The organism is Streptomyces sp. NPDC002577 (assembly GCF_053594815.1).
The window spans coordinates 144,155-157,741 of record NZ_JBSFWK010000009.1 but is presented as its reverse complement, the minus strand read 5'-3'; the positions used below and the strand labels follow the sequence as shown (position 1 = coordinate 157,741).

Sequence of the window (13,587 nt, the reverse complement as noted above, 5' to 3'; positions counted from 1 at the left end):
ACTTTGTGCGAGTCGAGTGGCAATCACGTCCGGCGGACTTCGGTGGCGGGTGGGCCGGCCCGGCAGGCCGTGCCGGTCAGCCCGCCCGCAGGGCGACCGTCATAGCCTCCACGGCCAGCAGCGGTGCGACGTTGCTGTCGAGGGCCTCCCGGCACGCGGAGATCGCCTCGATGCGGCGCAGCGTCGACTCGGGCGAGCTGCTGCGGGCTATCCGCTCCAGCGCGTCCTGCACCTCCGTGTTGGCGACGGCGACACCGGAGCCGAACTGCAGGGCGAGGACATCGCGGTAGAAACCCGTCAGGTCGACCAGGGCGAGGTCCAGGCTGTCGCGCTGGGTGCGGGTCCTGCGGCGCTTCTGTCTGTCCTCGAGCTCCTTCATCACCCCTGCCGTGCCGCGGGGCATCCTGCCGCCCTGTCCCGCGCCGAGGGCGGCCTTCAGGTCTTCGGTCTCCTTCGCGTCGACCTCCTCGGCGACCTGTCTGGCGTCCTCCGCCGCCTCGTCGATCAGCTCCTGCGCGGCCTTCAGGCACCCGCCTATGTCGGCGACACGGAGCGGCAGCTTCAGCACGGCGGCGCGGCGCTCCCGCGCCCGCTCGTCCGTCGCGAGGCGCCGCGCGCGGCCGATGTGCCCCTGCGTGGCGCGGGCCGCTGCGACCGCGACGCCGGGCTCGATGCCGTCGCGGCGTACGAGCACGTCGGCCACCGCGTCCACCGGAGGTGTACGCAGCGTGAGGTGGCGGCAGCGCGAGCGGATGGTCGGCAGGACGTCTTCCAGGGACGGCGCGCACAGCAGCCAGACCGTGCGGGGGGCGGGCTCCTCCACGGCCTTCAGCAGGACGTTGCCCGCGCCCTCCGTGAGGCGGTCGGCGTCCTCGAGGACGATGACCTGCCAGCGGCCGCCGGCGGGCGACAGATGGGACCGGCGTACGAGGTCGCGGGTCTCCTTGACGCCGATGGAGAGCAGGTCCGTGCGGACGATCTCCACGTCCGCGTGGGTGCCCACCAGCGCCGTGTGGCAGCCGTCGCAGAAGCCGCAGCCCGGGGCGCCGCCGAGTGCGCGGTCGGGGCTGACGCACTGGAGCGCTGCCGCGAAGGCGCGCGCGGCAGTGGAGCGGCCGGAACCGGGCGGACCCGTGAACAGCCACGCGTGCGTCATCTTCGACGCCTCCGGGAGCGGGGCGTCCGTGGCGACGGCGGTCACCAGGGCGTCGGCGTCTCGGGCGGCCGCGGCGAGCTGGGCGCTCACCTTCTCCTGGCCTACCAGGTCGTCCCACACGCTCATGGGTCCACCACCCTTTCGTCGCACTTCGCCTTGCCCGGTCCATTGTGGGGCCGCCCACTGACAGTGACGGTCAGGGCGGACCGGGCAGACCGTCGGGGCCGGACGGGCGGACGGTCAGGGCGGACCGGACAGACGGACCGAGCGGACCGGACAGACCCGCCCGGTCCGCGGTACGGCCGGCCCCTGCCGGCCCTCAGCGGCGGCCCCTGCCCCAGCGCCCGCCGTCGTCCCCGTCCCGGTCCTCGTGCGGCCCCAGCAGTTCGTCCGCCAGGGTCGGGAGGTCGTCCAGAGGGGTCTCCTCCGCCCAGTCGGACCGCGGGCGGCCCGTGCGGCCCTCGCTGTCGACGCGGGGCAGCTCGTGCGTCCTGGCGTTCGAACCGTCCGGCTGCGGGCCTGCCGGGCGCTCGTCGCGGAAGTAGCCCGGCGGCACCCGGCCGGCGGGGTCGTCGTCGCGCCGGGCATCGCGCACCGGAGGCAGAACAGCCGTCTCGTCCGCCGCACCCGCGGGCTCGGCAGGAGCCGCGGGCGGCTGCGGCAGCACCGCCGTCTCCTCCGCATCCGGGTCGGCTGCCGCGCCACCGTGCCGCACGGGCGGCAGCACCGCTGTCTCGTCGGCCGGACCCGGCTCCCGCACCGGCGGCAGTACCGCGGTCTCGTCCGCCGGTCCGCCCGAGGCGTTGTCCGGCGTCACGATCGGCGTGGGCACCGTCCGCTCGTTGTCGGGCGACACGCCGGAGCGTCCCGTGGCCGCCGCGTCAGATGTCTGTGCCGCGCATGCCGCCGCCGAGGCCGCAGCCGCCGCCAGCCGCCGGGCCTCCTCCGCCCGCAGCAGCGCCTCTTCCGCCTTGCGCTGCTTCTCCCGGCGCCGCTCCTCGGCCTCGGCGCGCAGCCGGGCCTCTTCCTCCTTCTGCCGGCGCAGCCGCTCCTGCTCGGCGGCCCGCACCTCCTCCTCGGCCTGCCGCCGCGCCCGCTCCTCCTCGGCGAGGCGGCGGGCCTCCTCGGCGCGCTGCCGGGCCTCCTCCGCCTGGCGTTCAGCCTCGCGGCGCTGGGCCTCCTCGATCTCGCGGCGCTTGCGCTCCTCTTCCTCGGCTCGGAGCTTCGCCAGCTGCTCCTGGCGCTCGCGCTCCAGGCGCTCCTCCCCCGCCTTGCGCGCGGCCTCCTCCTCGGCCTTCCGGCGCGCCTCCTCCTCGGCGGCCTTGCGCGCCTCCTCCTGGGCCTTCACCTCGGCGTCGGAGAGCGGCAGCATCACGTCGAGCCGGTGCCGGATCACGGTGGTCACCGCCTCCGGCTCCTGAGCCGCGTCGACGACCAGGTAGCGGCCGGGGTCGGCGGCAGCGAGCGTCAGGAAACCGGCCCGCACGCGCGCGTGGAACTCCGCGGGCTCCGACTCGAGACGGTCCGGAGCCTCCGTGAACCGCTCCCGCGCCGCCTCCGGCGACACGTCCAGCAGAACGGTCAGATGCGGTACGAGGCCGTCCGTCGCCCAGCGCGAGATACGGGCGATCTCGGTCGGCGACAGATCGCGGCCCGCGCCCTGGTACGCCACGGAAGAGTCGATGTAGCGGTCGGAGATGACGACGGCGCCACGCTCCAGAGCCGGCCTGACGACCGTGTCGACGTGTTCGGCACGGTCGGCCGCGTACAGCAAGGCCTCGGCCCGGTGCGACAGGCCCGCGGACGACACGTCGAGCAGGATCGACCGCAGCCGCTTTCCGACCGGCGTCGCGCCCGGCTCGCGCGTGACCACGACCTCGTGGCCCTTCGCGCGGATCCACTCCGCCAGCGCCTCGGCCTGCGTCGACTTCCCGGCGCCGTCACCGCCCTCCAGGGCGATGAAGAAACCGGAGGCGGCGGGCGCCTGGGCCGGGTCGCCGCCACGCAGCGCGTCCCGCAGATCGTGCCTCAGCGACACCCCGGACCGGTCGTCGGTCTTCGCCAGCAGAAGTGCGGCCACCGGCAGCAGCAGCGCCCCGACGAGCATCAGCGTGAACGCGGCGCCGCCGTGCGCGAACACGAACTTGCCGCTGACCAGCCGGTACGGCCCGATCGCCGCCGCCAGCAGCGGCGCGGCCACCGCACCGAGCGCGACGCTCACCCGCACGACCGCCTGCAGATGCTCGGTCGTACGCGCCCGCCGGTAGTCCTCGGTCTCCTGGTCGAGCAGCGTGTGCCCGGTGTTCGCGGCGACACCGGCGGCGACACCCGCGAGCGCCGCGAGCAGCAGCACGGTCGTCACATCGTGTACGAGGCCCACGGCGAGCAGCGCCACGCCGGTGAGCGCCACGGTCAGCGCCAGCAGCCGGCGGCGCGACAGGGACGGCAGGACGGACGGCGCCGTGCGGATGCCCACGACGGTGCCGCCGGTCAGCGCGAGCACCAGCAGCCCGTAGAGCACCGGGCCGCCCTTCAGGTCCTTGGCGTGCAGGACCGCCACGGCGACCGCCGCAGCGACGGCCGCGGCGACCGCGGCGCAGGCCAGCACCAGCAGCGGGATCGCGTTCGTGCGCCCCTTGTCGACACCGGCGCCCGTCTTGGGGCGGCGCAGGCCCTCGAGCGGGGAACGCGCGCGCGGCGTCTGCGCGTCCGGCAGTTCGAGGAAGTACAGGACGGACAGCGACGCGGCGAACAGGCCCGCTGCCACGTACGAGGCGAGGGCGGCCTGATGCTGCCCGAACCATGCGATGACCGCGCCCAGCAGGTTGCCCACGAGCGTGACCGCGACGAGCGCGGCCGCGGCGATCGGCAGCGCCACGAAACCGGTACGCAGCGACAGCCGCCGCAGCGCGTCCATGTGGTCCGGCAGCGGTCGCACCGCCGCGCCCTCGAGCGGCGGCGGGGGCAGCAGCGCGGGCGCCGCGCTCTCCCGGCACACCGTCCAGAAGCGTTCGGCGACGCCCGTGACGAAGGCCGTGACGAGCAGGAGCGCGAGCGCGTTGTCCGGGGTCCAGTCGATCCACAGCGGGGCGACGATCAGCAGCGCTGCGCGTACGCCGTCCGAGCCCACCATGGTCCAGCGGCGGTCCAGGGGGCCGCCCGGGGACGTGAGGGAGGTGAGCGGACCGAGCAGGACCGCGCCGAACAGCAGCGTCGCGAGGATCCGCGCCGCGAAGACGGTGGCGATGGCGGTCGCGACCCCGCGATAGCCACCGCCGAAGGAACCCTCGGAGATCGCCGCCTGGAGCGTCAGCAGGACGAGGACGAGAAGGGCTAGTGCATCTCCCACCCCGCCCACGAGCTGGGCGCTCCACAAGCGTTTCAGCTGCGGCCCGCGCAACAGTGCGCGGACGGCACGCTCTCGGGAATCTGCGACCAGGGCGTCGTCAGGGGCCGGGTTCTGGGCCGGTGGCTGCTCGGCTCGCGTCATCTTGCCAGCCTATCCGGAGGCGGGTACTCCCCGAAGGGCACCCGAACAGACTGACGCCCCGGCGCCGCGTGGCGCCGGGGCGTCGCAGGTCGGGCCGGAGGTCCGGTGACCGCTCTGCTCAGTCCTTCGCGGCTGCTCAGTCCTCCGTCACCGCCGAAGAAGCCGCCGTCTTCTTGGCGGTGGTCTTCTTCGCCGTGGTCTTCTTCGCTGCCGTGGTCTTGGCCGCCGCCGTCGTCTTCTTCGCAGCGGTCTTCTTGGCGGCCGTCGTCTTCTTGGCAGCCGTCTTCTTCGCCGGAGCCTTCTTGGCCGCCGTCTTCTTGGCCGGGCCCTTCGCCCGCTTCTCGGCGAGCAGCTCGAAGCCGCGCTCGGGCGTGATCGTCTCGACGCTGTCGCCGGAGCGCAGCGTCGCATTGGTCTCGCCGTCCGTGACGTACGGGCCGAAGCGGCCGTCCTTGACGACCACCGGCTTGCCGCTGACCGGGTCCGCGCCGAGCTCCTTCAGCGGCGGCTTGGCCGCGGCCCGCCCGCGCTGCTTGGGCTGGGCGTAGATCGCGAGGGCCTCGTCCAGCGTGATGGTGAAGAGCTGCTCCTCGTTCTCCAGGGAGCGCGAGTCCGTGCCCTTCTTCAGATACGGACCGTAGCGCCCGTTCTGCGCGGTGATCTCCACGCCTTCGGCGTCCGTCCCGACTACGCGCGGCAGCGACATCAGCTTGAGAGCGTCATCGAGCGTCACCGTGTCGAGAGACATCGTCTTGAAGAGCGAGGCAGTGCGCGGCTTGACGGCGTTCTTGCCGGTCTTCGGGGTGCCCTCGGGGAGCACCTCGGTGACGTACGGCCCGTAGCGCCCGGCCTTCGCCACGATCTGGTGGCCCGTCTCCGGGTCCTTGCCCAGCTCGAAGTCGCCGCTCGGCTTGGCCAGCAGTTCCTCGGCGTACTCGACGGAGAGCTCGTCCGGGGCCAGGTCGCTCGCAATGTCCGCGCGCTGGTGGCCGTCCGTGTCGCGCTCGCCCCGCTCGATGTACGGGCCGTAGCGGCCGACGCGCAGCACGATGTCGTTGCCGACGGGGAACGTCGAGACCTCGCGGGCGTCGATCGCGCCCAGGTCGGTGACGAGCTCCTTGAGGCCGCCGAGGTGGTCGCCGTCGCCGTTCCCGGCGTCCGCCGCGCCACCGTGGCCCTCGCCCTCGCCGAAGTAGAAGCGCTTCAGCCACGGCACGGACTCGGCCTCGCCCCGGGCGATGCGGTCGAGGTCGTCCTCCATCTTCGCGGTGAAGTCGTAGTCGACGAGCCGGCCGAAGTGCTTCTCCAGCAGGTTGACCACGGCGAAGGACAGGAAGGACGGGACGAGCGCGGTGCCCTTCTTGAAGACGTAACCGCGGTCGAGGATCGTGCCGATGATCGACGCGTACGTCGACGGGCGGCCGATCTCGCGCTCTTCCAGCTCCTTGACCAGGCTGGCCTCGGTGTAGCGGGCCGGCGGCTTGGTCGCGTGGCCGTCGACCGTGATCTCCTCGGCGGACAGCGCGTCGCCCTCGCCGACCTGCGGCAGCCGGCGCTCGCGGTCGTCGAGCTCGGCGTTCGGGTCGTCGGCGCCCTCGACGTACGCCTTGAGGAAGCCGTGGAAGGTGATCGTCTTGCCGGACGCGGTGAACTCGGCGTCCCGGCCGTCGCTCGCCAGGCCGCCGATCCTCACCGTCACGCTGTTGCCGACGGCGTCCTTCATCTGCGATGCGACGGTGCGCTTCCAGATCAGCTCGTAGAGCTTGAACTGGTCGCCGGTCAGACCCGTCTCGGCCGGGGTACGGAAACGGTCACCCGAAGGGCGGATCGCCTCGTGCGCCTCCTGCGCGTTCTTGACCTTTCCGGCGTACGTGCGCGGCTGGGCCGGCAGGTAGTCGGCGCCGTACAGCTGCGTGACCTGCGCACGGGCGGCCGCGACCGCCGTCTCCGACAGCGTCGTGGAGTCCGTACGCATGTACGTGATGTAGCCGTTCTCGTACAGCTTCTGCGCGACCTGCATCGTGGCCTTCGCGCCGAAGCCGAGCTTGCGGCTCGCCTCCTGCTGGAGGGTCGTGGTGCGGAACGGCGCGTACGGCGAGCGGCGGTACGGCTTGGACTCGACGGCGCGCACCGCGAACTGCGTGTTCTCCAGTGCTGCGGCGAGCGCGCGGGCGTTCGCCTCGTCGAGGTGGAGCGTGTCGCTCTTCAGCTGACCGAGCGAGTCGAAGTCGCGACCCTGCGCCACGCGCTTGCCGTCGACCGTGTTCAGGCGGGCGACCAGCGACGACGGGTCGGACGGGTCGCCGGCGCGGCCGGTGGCGAAGGTGCCGGTCAGGTCCCAGTACTCGGCGGAACGGAAGGCGATGCGCTCGCGCTCCCGCTCGACGACGAGCCGGGTCGCCACGGACTGGACGCGGCCCGCCGACAGCCGCGGCATGACCTTCTTCCACAGGACCGGCGAGACCTCGTAGCCGTAGAGGCGGTCGAGGATGCGGCGGGTCTCCTGGGCGTCGACCATGCGCTGGTTCAGGTCGCGCGGGTTGGCGACGGCCTCGCGGATCGCGTCCTTGGTGATCTCGTGGAAGACCATCCGGTGGACCGGGACCTTGGGCTTGAGCACCTCGAGCAGGTGCCATGCGATGGCCTCGCCCTCGCGGTCCTCATCGGTGGCGAGGAAGAGCTCGTCGGAGTCGCGCAGCAGGTCCTTGAGCTTCTTGACCTGGGCCTTCTTGTCGGCGTTGACGACGTAGATCGGCTGGAAGTCATGTTCGACGTCCACGCCGAGACGGCGCACCTCGCCGGTGTACTTCTCGGGCACCTCCGCGGCGCCGTTCGGAAGGTCACGGATGTGCCCGACGCTCGCCTCGACGGTGTATCCGGGGCCGAGATAGCCCTTGATCGTCTTCGCCTTGGCAGGCGACTCGACGATGACGAGTCGGCGGCCGCCCTGTGCGGTCTCGCTGGTCGGGGACAACTTCGCTCTTCTTTCCGGTCGGCACTCGGTTCTGTGCGGTACGTGGGGTGACGCTGCGGAGTGTGACGGTACAACCCGCCCCCGTGTCAAACGGGAAAAGCCCACAACGGCCACTCGAACGGTAACCCGAGTACCGGCATTCCTGCCGCACGGACTGGCGACCTGGCCTTTTCCGGGTGGACCCACGCAGCGAGCGGCGCGGGGCCCGGCTACCGGGCCGCCTTCGGTGTCACAGGCGCCCGAAGCACCACAGCCCGAGCATCAGTGCGCCTGCTCCCGCGACGGTCGCGAGGGTGGCCGATGCGACAGGGTTCACACCGTGTGCCACGGGTGCACGGTGCAGCACCCGCGCCCCGGTCCAGAGCAGCAGCCCGGCTCCGAACAGCACGAACACCGTCCCCGCGAAGATCGCCGGTCCGCTCTCCATGTGCTCTGCCCTCCGCCGCTGGCTTGGGTCCGGTGGGTCTCTTGAGCCAGGTGGGCCTCGGGGGCCGCCTTGGCTCGCTGGATCTCACCCGTGGCTGCCTCGGCCGCCCTTTGGCCGCCCGGGTCAGCCCCCGGCTTCCTGGAACCACCCGGCCCCACCCGGACCCACTCGGTCCGGAGCGGGAGGCTGGCACAACCGGACAGCCGGGGAACCAACCCGAGGTGAACAGCAGACGGCGCCCCGGCCGCCCACTCGGTGGCACTGGGAGTCGCACACGACCCTGCGCCGGGCCCGGCCGGCTCAGACCGAGCCCGGCGCGGGTATCTTCCCGCTCGCCTTCTCGCCGTCTGCCCGGCCCACCGTGCACACGGCCTTGGTGAACCCCGCCTCCCAGTCGTCCTTGCCTGGAACCCAGCCGTAGACCGTGAGCTCGGCGCCGGGCGCCCAGGTCGACTCGAACTTGTTCTTGCAGAGCTTGTTGGCGTTGGCGAGAGCCTTCTTGTACTCCATTTGCTCCGGGGCCGGGACCATCCCGACGACCTGGTCGGTGTGCGGTTGGGCGCAGTCGGTGAGCGGCGCCTTGTAGGTGTCCTTCTCCTCGACGTAGTTCCAGCAGTCGCCGATGGTCATCTGGCTGACCCACAAATCCGTGCCCGTGTCGCGGAAGTTGCCCACCTCACCGCCGATCGGGACATGCCGTCCCAGGACGAGACATGCCGTACCGCCACCGGCCGCCAGGAACCCGTCCTTCGCGGGCTTGAGGGCGTATGAGCCCGCGTCGGGCATGGCCGTCGCTATCGCCTCGGTCTGCTGCTCGCAGCGCCTCGGGCTTTCGCTGCGCGCCTCGTCGTAGTCCTTGGCGATGTCGACGGCGACGACCTGCCCGTCCGGAACGTCCTCCGCGCAGTCCACGACGCCGAGGTTGGGCACGGACTTGAACGCCTCTCCGGACCAGACGGCGTTCACACAGTCCCCGACCTGCAACCGCTTGGTCAGCCCCACGTTTTCGCCATAGGGGTATGCGGGGCCGGTCGGCGAGTCGGAAGCACTCGCCGACGCCGATCGCTTCGTACTCGTCTCCTTCTTCCCTCCGTCCTTTCCCTCGTCGCCGCCATCGCCGCCGAGCGAGAGCGCCGCCCAGGTGCCGGTGCCGATGGCGAGCACGACGGCGATCACGATCGCGACGACGGACGCGAGGGGCAGCCGGCGACGCGGGCCACCTGGTCCGCCCGGCCCAGGGCTGCCCGGCCCAGAACCGCCCGGGCCTCCGGTCTGCCCGAGGCCTCCGAACTGCGGCCCCGCACCCCCTGAATAAGCAGAACCGGAACCGGAATAGGGCGACCCCGGGACACCGGATCCGACCGCATAGGGATTCCATCCCTCGTACCCGGAGGCGCCGCCCTGCGCGGGCACCGGTGAGCCGAACGGCGTGCCCAAGTCCACTCCCACCTGCGGCCCGCCCGGCGTGCTCGGTCCGGACGCTGGAGTCTGCGGTGTGTGCGGCGTCTGCGGGACCGGGGCGGACTGCGGCGTCTGCGGAGTCCCGGCACCCATCGCCCCCGGCGTAACCGGAGTCCTCGGCCCGGACCCGTACCCCGACGCGTGCCCCGCTCCGTGTCCCGCCACCTGCCCGGATCCGTCCGGCGTCGGTCCGGATGCCCATCCGCCAGGTCCGGGTGCCGACCCCGGCACCGGTGCCACCACCGGAGGCGGCCCGAAGAAACCGCCCGCCGGCCCCTGGAGGACCCGCTCCAGGCCACGGATCACGGCCTCGGGAGCCGAACGGCGCACCGGATCCTTGATGAGCAACCCGTGAAGCACGGGCGCCAGTTGCCCCGCACGCTGCGGCGGATGGGGGTCCTCGGTGAGCAGGGCGGTCAGCGTGGAGTACTCGTCGTTGCGGTCGAAGGGGCCCCGGCCCTCCACTGCCTGATACAGCGTGGCGCCCAGCGAGAAGAGGTCCGCCGCGGGTGTCGGCGGCTCACCACGCGCGCGCTCGGGTGCCAGATAGCCGGGAGTTCCGAGGATCCCCGCGGTCGCGGTCAGCCGCGGCTCCCTGGACTCCGGCTGCAGCGCGATGCCGTAGTCCGTGAGCAGCACGCGCGCGTGCTGCTCACCCGAAGCGTCCGGCGCCAGAAGGATGTTGGCCGGTTTCACATCCCGGTGCAGGATGCCGATGCGGTGCCCGGCGGTGAGCGCGTCCAGCACCGCGAGCCCGATCCGGGCCGTCTGCTCGGGCGTGCGCGGCCCCGACCGGCGGACGAGCGCCCCGAGATCGACCGCGTCCGGCACGTACTCCATGACGATCCACGGCAGCCCCTCGTGCAGCAGCACGTCATGCACCGTCGCCACATGCGGATGGCCGCGCAACCGCGCCGCGTGCCGGGCCTCGCTGCGGGCCCGCGCGATGCGCTGCGCGGGCTCAGAGGCGTCCATCGGCACCTCCGGCATGGCGATCTCCTTCATGGAGACCTCGCAGGCCAACTCCCCGTCGTACGCGAGCCAGACGCGGCCCATACCGCCTGCGCCCAGCGCCCTCAGCAGCCGGTACCGGCCGTTGATGACCCTGCCTTCACCGTGATCCGGCGTCTCCCCCGCCATGGCGCCTCCCCCGAGACAGCGCGCCTCCCCCGAGGACGCGTGGAGCTTGTCTCACGAAGGTAGCTTCGCAGGCACCACTGACAGGAGACCTTTTCCCAACCAATCAGGTCAGACTGGACACATCTGCACCAGCTCGACCTTCCGCCCCAGTCGCTTCGGCGCACCGTGGCTGCCCCGCCCCCAGCCCGTCCAGGCACGTCTACAGCACGTCGAGGGTCGCCCGACGCCTGCTGCCGTACTCGAAGAACCGCAGCAGCAGTACGGCGAGGAGCACATATCCGGCCGCGACAGCGAGTTCCGCCCCGAGCAGGCGCCCGTCGAGCCCTTGCCCGGCCGCCGACTCCCGCGCCGCATCGGCCGCGTGCGTCAGCGGCAACACCTCACCGGCCGCGCGCATCCACTGCGGCAGCGTCTCGCGCGGCACGTTCGCGCCCGTGAGCAGGAGGAGCAGGGAACTCGCCACGTTCGACACGAGGAAGACGTCACGAAACCTCAGCCCGAGCGCCCCCAGCGCGAGTCCGAACGCGGAACAGGCGGCGGCGGCCGCGAGCAGCACGACGACCAGCGCCGGCACAGCGGCCCCCGGTATGCGCAGCCCCAGCAACAGCGCGGCCACAGCGAGCGTGAAGACACTCACGACCAGGCCGTTGAGGACGTAGGGAAGGGCGCGGCCGAACCACAGGGCCACGCGGTTGCGGGGGCTGAGCAGAACCGCGCCGAGCGTGCCGTAGCGCCTCTCGTTGGCGACAGCCATGGTGCCGCCGTACACACAGGCCGTGGAGGAGGCGAGGACGGCGTTGCCGAGCACGTAGAAGTGGTCGTCGGCGACGCCGAGCTGCCGCCCGAGGTAGACGAAGAAGAGAAGTTGAAGCGCCGGCCCTGCCAACAGGGTGCCGACGAACATCGAGGGTGAGGTCCAGTTGAAGAGGGCTCGGTACGAGATCCCGCCACCGATGACCACGAGCCGTGCGGTGCGGATGAGTTGACGCATGGTGGGTTCCCTGGGATGGATTGGCACGACGGCCTGGAAGGCCGGTAGGAGTGGCTCGGCGGCGATCCGAGGCCTCGGGGCACGCGAGGGCGAGAGGCCTCGGGCACGTGAAGGCTCGAGTCACGTGAGGGCGAGAGTCGCGGCGGCACGCGCGCGTGCCTCGACTCGGCCGAGTACCGCGACGGCGAGCAGGGCGTACAGGGCTCCGAGCCCGAGCCCCAGGCCCATCGGCGCGAGCACGTCTCCGCCGGATGTCGCGGCGTGCACGGCCCGGGCGCCCCAGGTGGTGGGCAGCACCCAGGACAACGGGTGGGTCCACATGGGCAGCACGGTGACCGGAACCAGCATCCCGGACAGCAGCCACACGGGGGCGTCCAGCGGATTGGCCAAGGCGTTGGCGTTGCGCAGCAGCACGAACGTCGCAGCAAGCAGCAGCCCCATCGCGCCGAGCGCGAGGACGCAGGCCAAGGCCGCCGGCAGGAAGAGGGCCGGATGCGCGAAGTGCAGCGGCACCCCGAACAGCAGCCGTCCCCAGGCGACGGTCGCGATCATCGCGTACGTTCCGACCACCGCCGTGGCGAGAGTGATCGGCAGCAGCACCAGAGGCAGCCGGGTGGGCGCGACGACCAGGCACTCCAGGGTGCCGAGCCAGCGCTGGTTCTGCACCGCGCCGCCCGAACCGAACAGGACGGACGACCAGATGCCCATCAGCCCGGCCCCCACGGAGGCGGTGAGCAGCCGGTCCGGGTCGCCCGCCGCGCGGAAGAGGTAGACGGCGAGCGTCGCGTAGACCAGCGGAAGCAGGACCGCGAAGGTGATCTCCAGCGGCGAGCGGGTCATGTACGTGACGTGGGTGCGGACACCGACGCCGACGAGGCGGGCCATCCGTCGAAGGGAACTCATACGGGGACGGCCTCCGAGTCGCCTGCGGAGCGGCCCGCGTCCTCCACGATCGCCACGTACGCGTCCTCGAGTGTCGGCTCACGGGTGACGATGCGCCCCAGCCGGACACCGTCGAGCGCGGAGAGCACGCGCGCGTGGAGCTCGGTTCCCCTGTCGCTGTGCACGGTGAGGACCTGGGCGGCGCCGCGGTCCTCGGCGGCGGCACCGCGCACGCCCGGCAGTCCGCGGATGGCGGCGAGCTGCTCGTCGGAGGCTCCGTAGGCCTCGATTTCGAGGATGTCCCGCTCCTGGACACGCGCCTTGAGCGTGCCCGGCGTGCCCAGGGCACGTATCGCCCCGCCCGCGATCACCGCGATGCGGTCGCACAGCTCGTCGGCCTCGGCCATGTAGTGGGTGGTGAGGAGCACCGTGGTGCCGGACGCCGACAGATCGGCGACGGTACGGCGCAGATCGCGGGCCGCGACAGGGTCCACGCCGATGGACGGCTCGTCGAGGAAGAGGACGTCGGGACGGTGCAGCAGTCCGCGGGCGATGTGCAGGCGCTGCCGCATGCCCCGCGAGTAGCCCTCGACCCGCTCCTTCTCCCGCCCCGCCAGACCCACCAGGTCGAGCAGTTCGGCGATCCGGCGTCGCTGTTCGCGCGGCTCGACCTCATAGAGCTCCGCGAAGTAGCGCAGGTTGTCGAGGGCGGACAGCCGCTCGTACAGGCCGCGGTCGCCGCCGAAGACATAGCCGATCCGGCGGCGCACGGCGACGGGGTCGCGGGCCACGTCGTGCCCGAACACGCGCGCCGAGCCCGAGGTGGGCAGCAGCAGCGTGTTGAGCATCTTGATGGTGGTCGTCTTGCCTGCCCCGTTGGGTCCGAGCAGCCCGAAGAGCTCGCCCGGCGCCACATCGAAGCTGACCCCGCGTACAGCTTCGACGGCGGTCCGCCGGGTTCGCGACCAGCCGGTCCGGGACGTGTAGGTGCGGCGCAGTTCGTGCGCCTCGATCGCAAGCATGCGCCGACGCTAGGCGCGGGCGCCGAGAGCCCGCGATCAATTCG

General features: G+C 72.2%; 8 protein-coding genes. All 8 read right to left on the bottom strand.

Annotation, left to right across the window (positions count from 1 at the left end; translation table 11 throughout):
- Positions 1-76: 76 nt before the first annotated feature.
- Positions 77-1,282 carry a DNA polymerase III subunit delta' gene (locus ACWD4J_RS15600; RefSeq protein ID WP_451395895.1) on the bottom strand — a complete coding sequence of 402 codons (1,206 nt, stop codon included), beginning with the start codon at positions 1,280-1,282 and terminating at the stop codon, positions 77-79.
- 193 nt (positions 1,283-1,475) lie between these two features.
- A complete protein-coding gene (gene tmk, locus ACWD4J_RS15595) occupies positions 1,476-4,646 on the bottom strand; it encodes a dTMP kinase (RefSeq protein ID WP_451395894.1) in 3,171 nt (1,056 codons plus the stop codon).
- Between the two features lie 136 nt (positions 4,647-4,782).
- A complete protein-coding gene (gene topA, locus ACWD4J_RS15590) occupies positions 4,783-7,620 on the bottom strand; it encodes a type I DNA topoisomerase (RefSeq protein WP_451395893.1) in 2,838 nt (945 codons plus the stop codon).
- 229 nt (positions 7,621-7,849) lie between these two features.
- Positions 7,850-8,047 carry a hypothetical protein gene (locus ACWD4J_RS15585; RefSeq protein WP_451395892.1) on the bottom strand — a complete coding sequence of 66 codons (198 nt, stop codon included), beginning with the start codon at positions 8,045-8,047 and terminating at the stop codon, positions 7,850-7,852.
- 300 nt (positions 8,048-8,347) lie between these two features.
- A complete protein-coding gene (locus ACWD4J_RS15580; protein WP_451395891.1) occupies positions 8,348-10,648 on the bottom strand; it encodes a protein kinase domain-containing protein in 2,301 nt (766 codons plus the stop codon).
- 199 nt (positions 10,649-10,847) lie between these two features.
- Positions 10,848-11,639 carry an ABC transporter permease gene (locus ACWD4J_RS15575; protein WP_451395890.1) on the bottom strand — a complete coding sequence of 264 codons (792 nt, stop codon included), beginning with the start codon at positions 11,637-11,639 and terminating at the stop codon, positions 10,848-10,850.
- A 120-nt stretch (positions 11,640-11,759) separates the two neighbouring features.
- Positions 11,760-12,542, bottom strand: a complete 783-nt coding sequence (locus ACWD4J_RS15570; protein WP_451395889.1) for an ABC transporter permease — start codon at positions 12,540-12,542, stop codon at positions 11,760-11,762.
- The gene (locus tag ACWD4J_RS15565) at positions 12,539-13,543 is read right to left on the bottom strand and encodes an ABC transporter ATP-binding protein (RefSeq protein WP_451395888.1); all 1,005 of its coding nucleotides are present in this window, start codon (positions 13,541-13,543) and stop codon (positions 12,539-12,541) included. The genes ACWD4J_RS15570 and ACWD4J_RS15565 overlap by 4 nt, the downstream gene beginning before the upstream one ends.
- Positions 13,544-13,587 lie beyond the last annotated feature (44 nt).

Coding starts and splice junctions, on each gene's coding strand:
- ACWD4J_RS15600 (WP_451395895.1), bottom strand. CDS start 1,282: ATGAGCGTGTGGGACGACCTGGTAGGCCAGGAGAAGGTGAGCGCCCAG.
- tmk (WP_451395894.1), bottom strand. CDS start 4,646: ATGACGCGAGCCGAGCAGCCACCGGCCCAGAACCCGGCCCCTGACGAC.
- ACWD4J_RS15585 (WP_451395892.1), bottom strand. CDS start 8,047: ATGGAGAGCGGACCGGCGATCTTCGCGGGGACGGTGTTCGTGCTGTTC.
- ACWD4J_RS15580 (WP_451395891.1), bottom strand. CDS start 10,648: ATGGCGGGGGAGACGCCGGATCACGGTGAAGGCAGGGTCATCAACGGC.
- ACWD4J_RS15575 (WP_451395890.1), bottom strand. CDS start 11,639: ATGCGTCAACTCATCCGCACCGCACGGCTCGTGGTCATCGGTGGCGGG.
- ACWD4J_RS15570 (WP_451395889.1), bottom strand. CDS start 12,542: ATGAGTTCCCTTCGACGGATGGCCCGCCTCGTCGGCGTCGGTGTCCGC.
- ACWD4J_RS15565 (WP_451395888.1), bottom strand. CDS start 13,543: ATGCTTGCGATCGAGGCGCACGAACTGCGCCGCACCTACACGTCCCGG.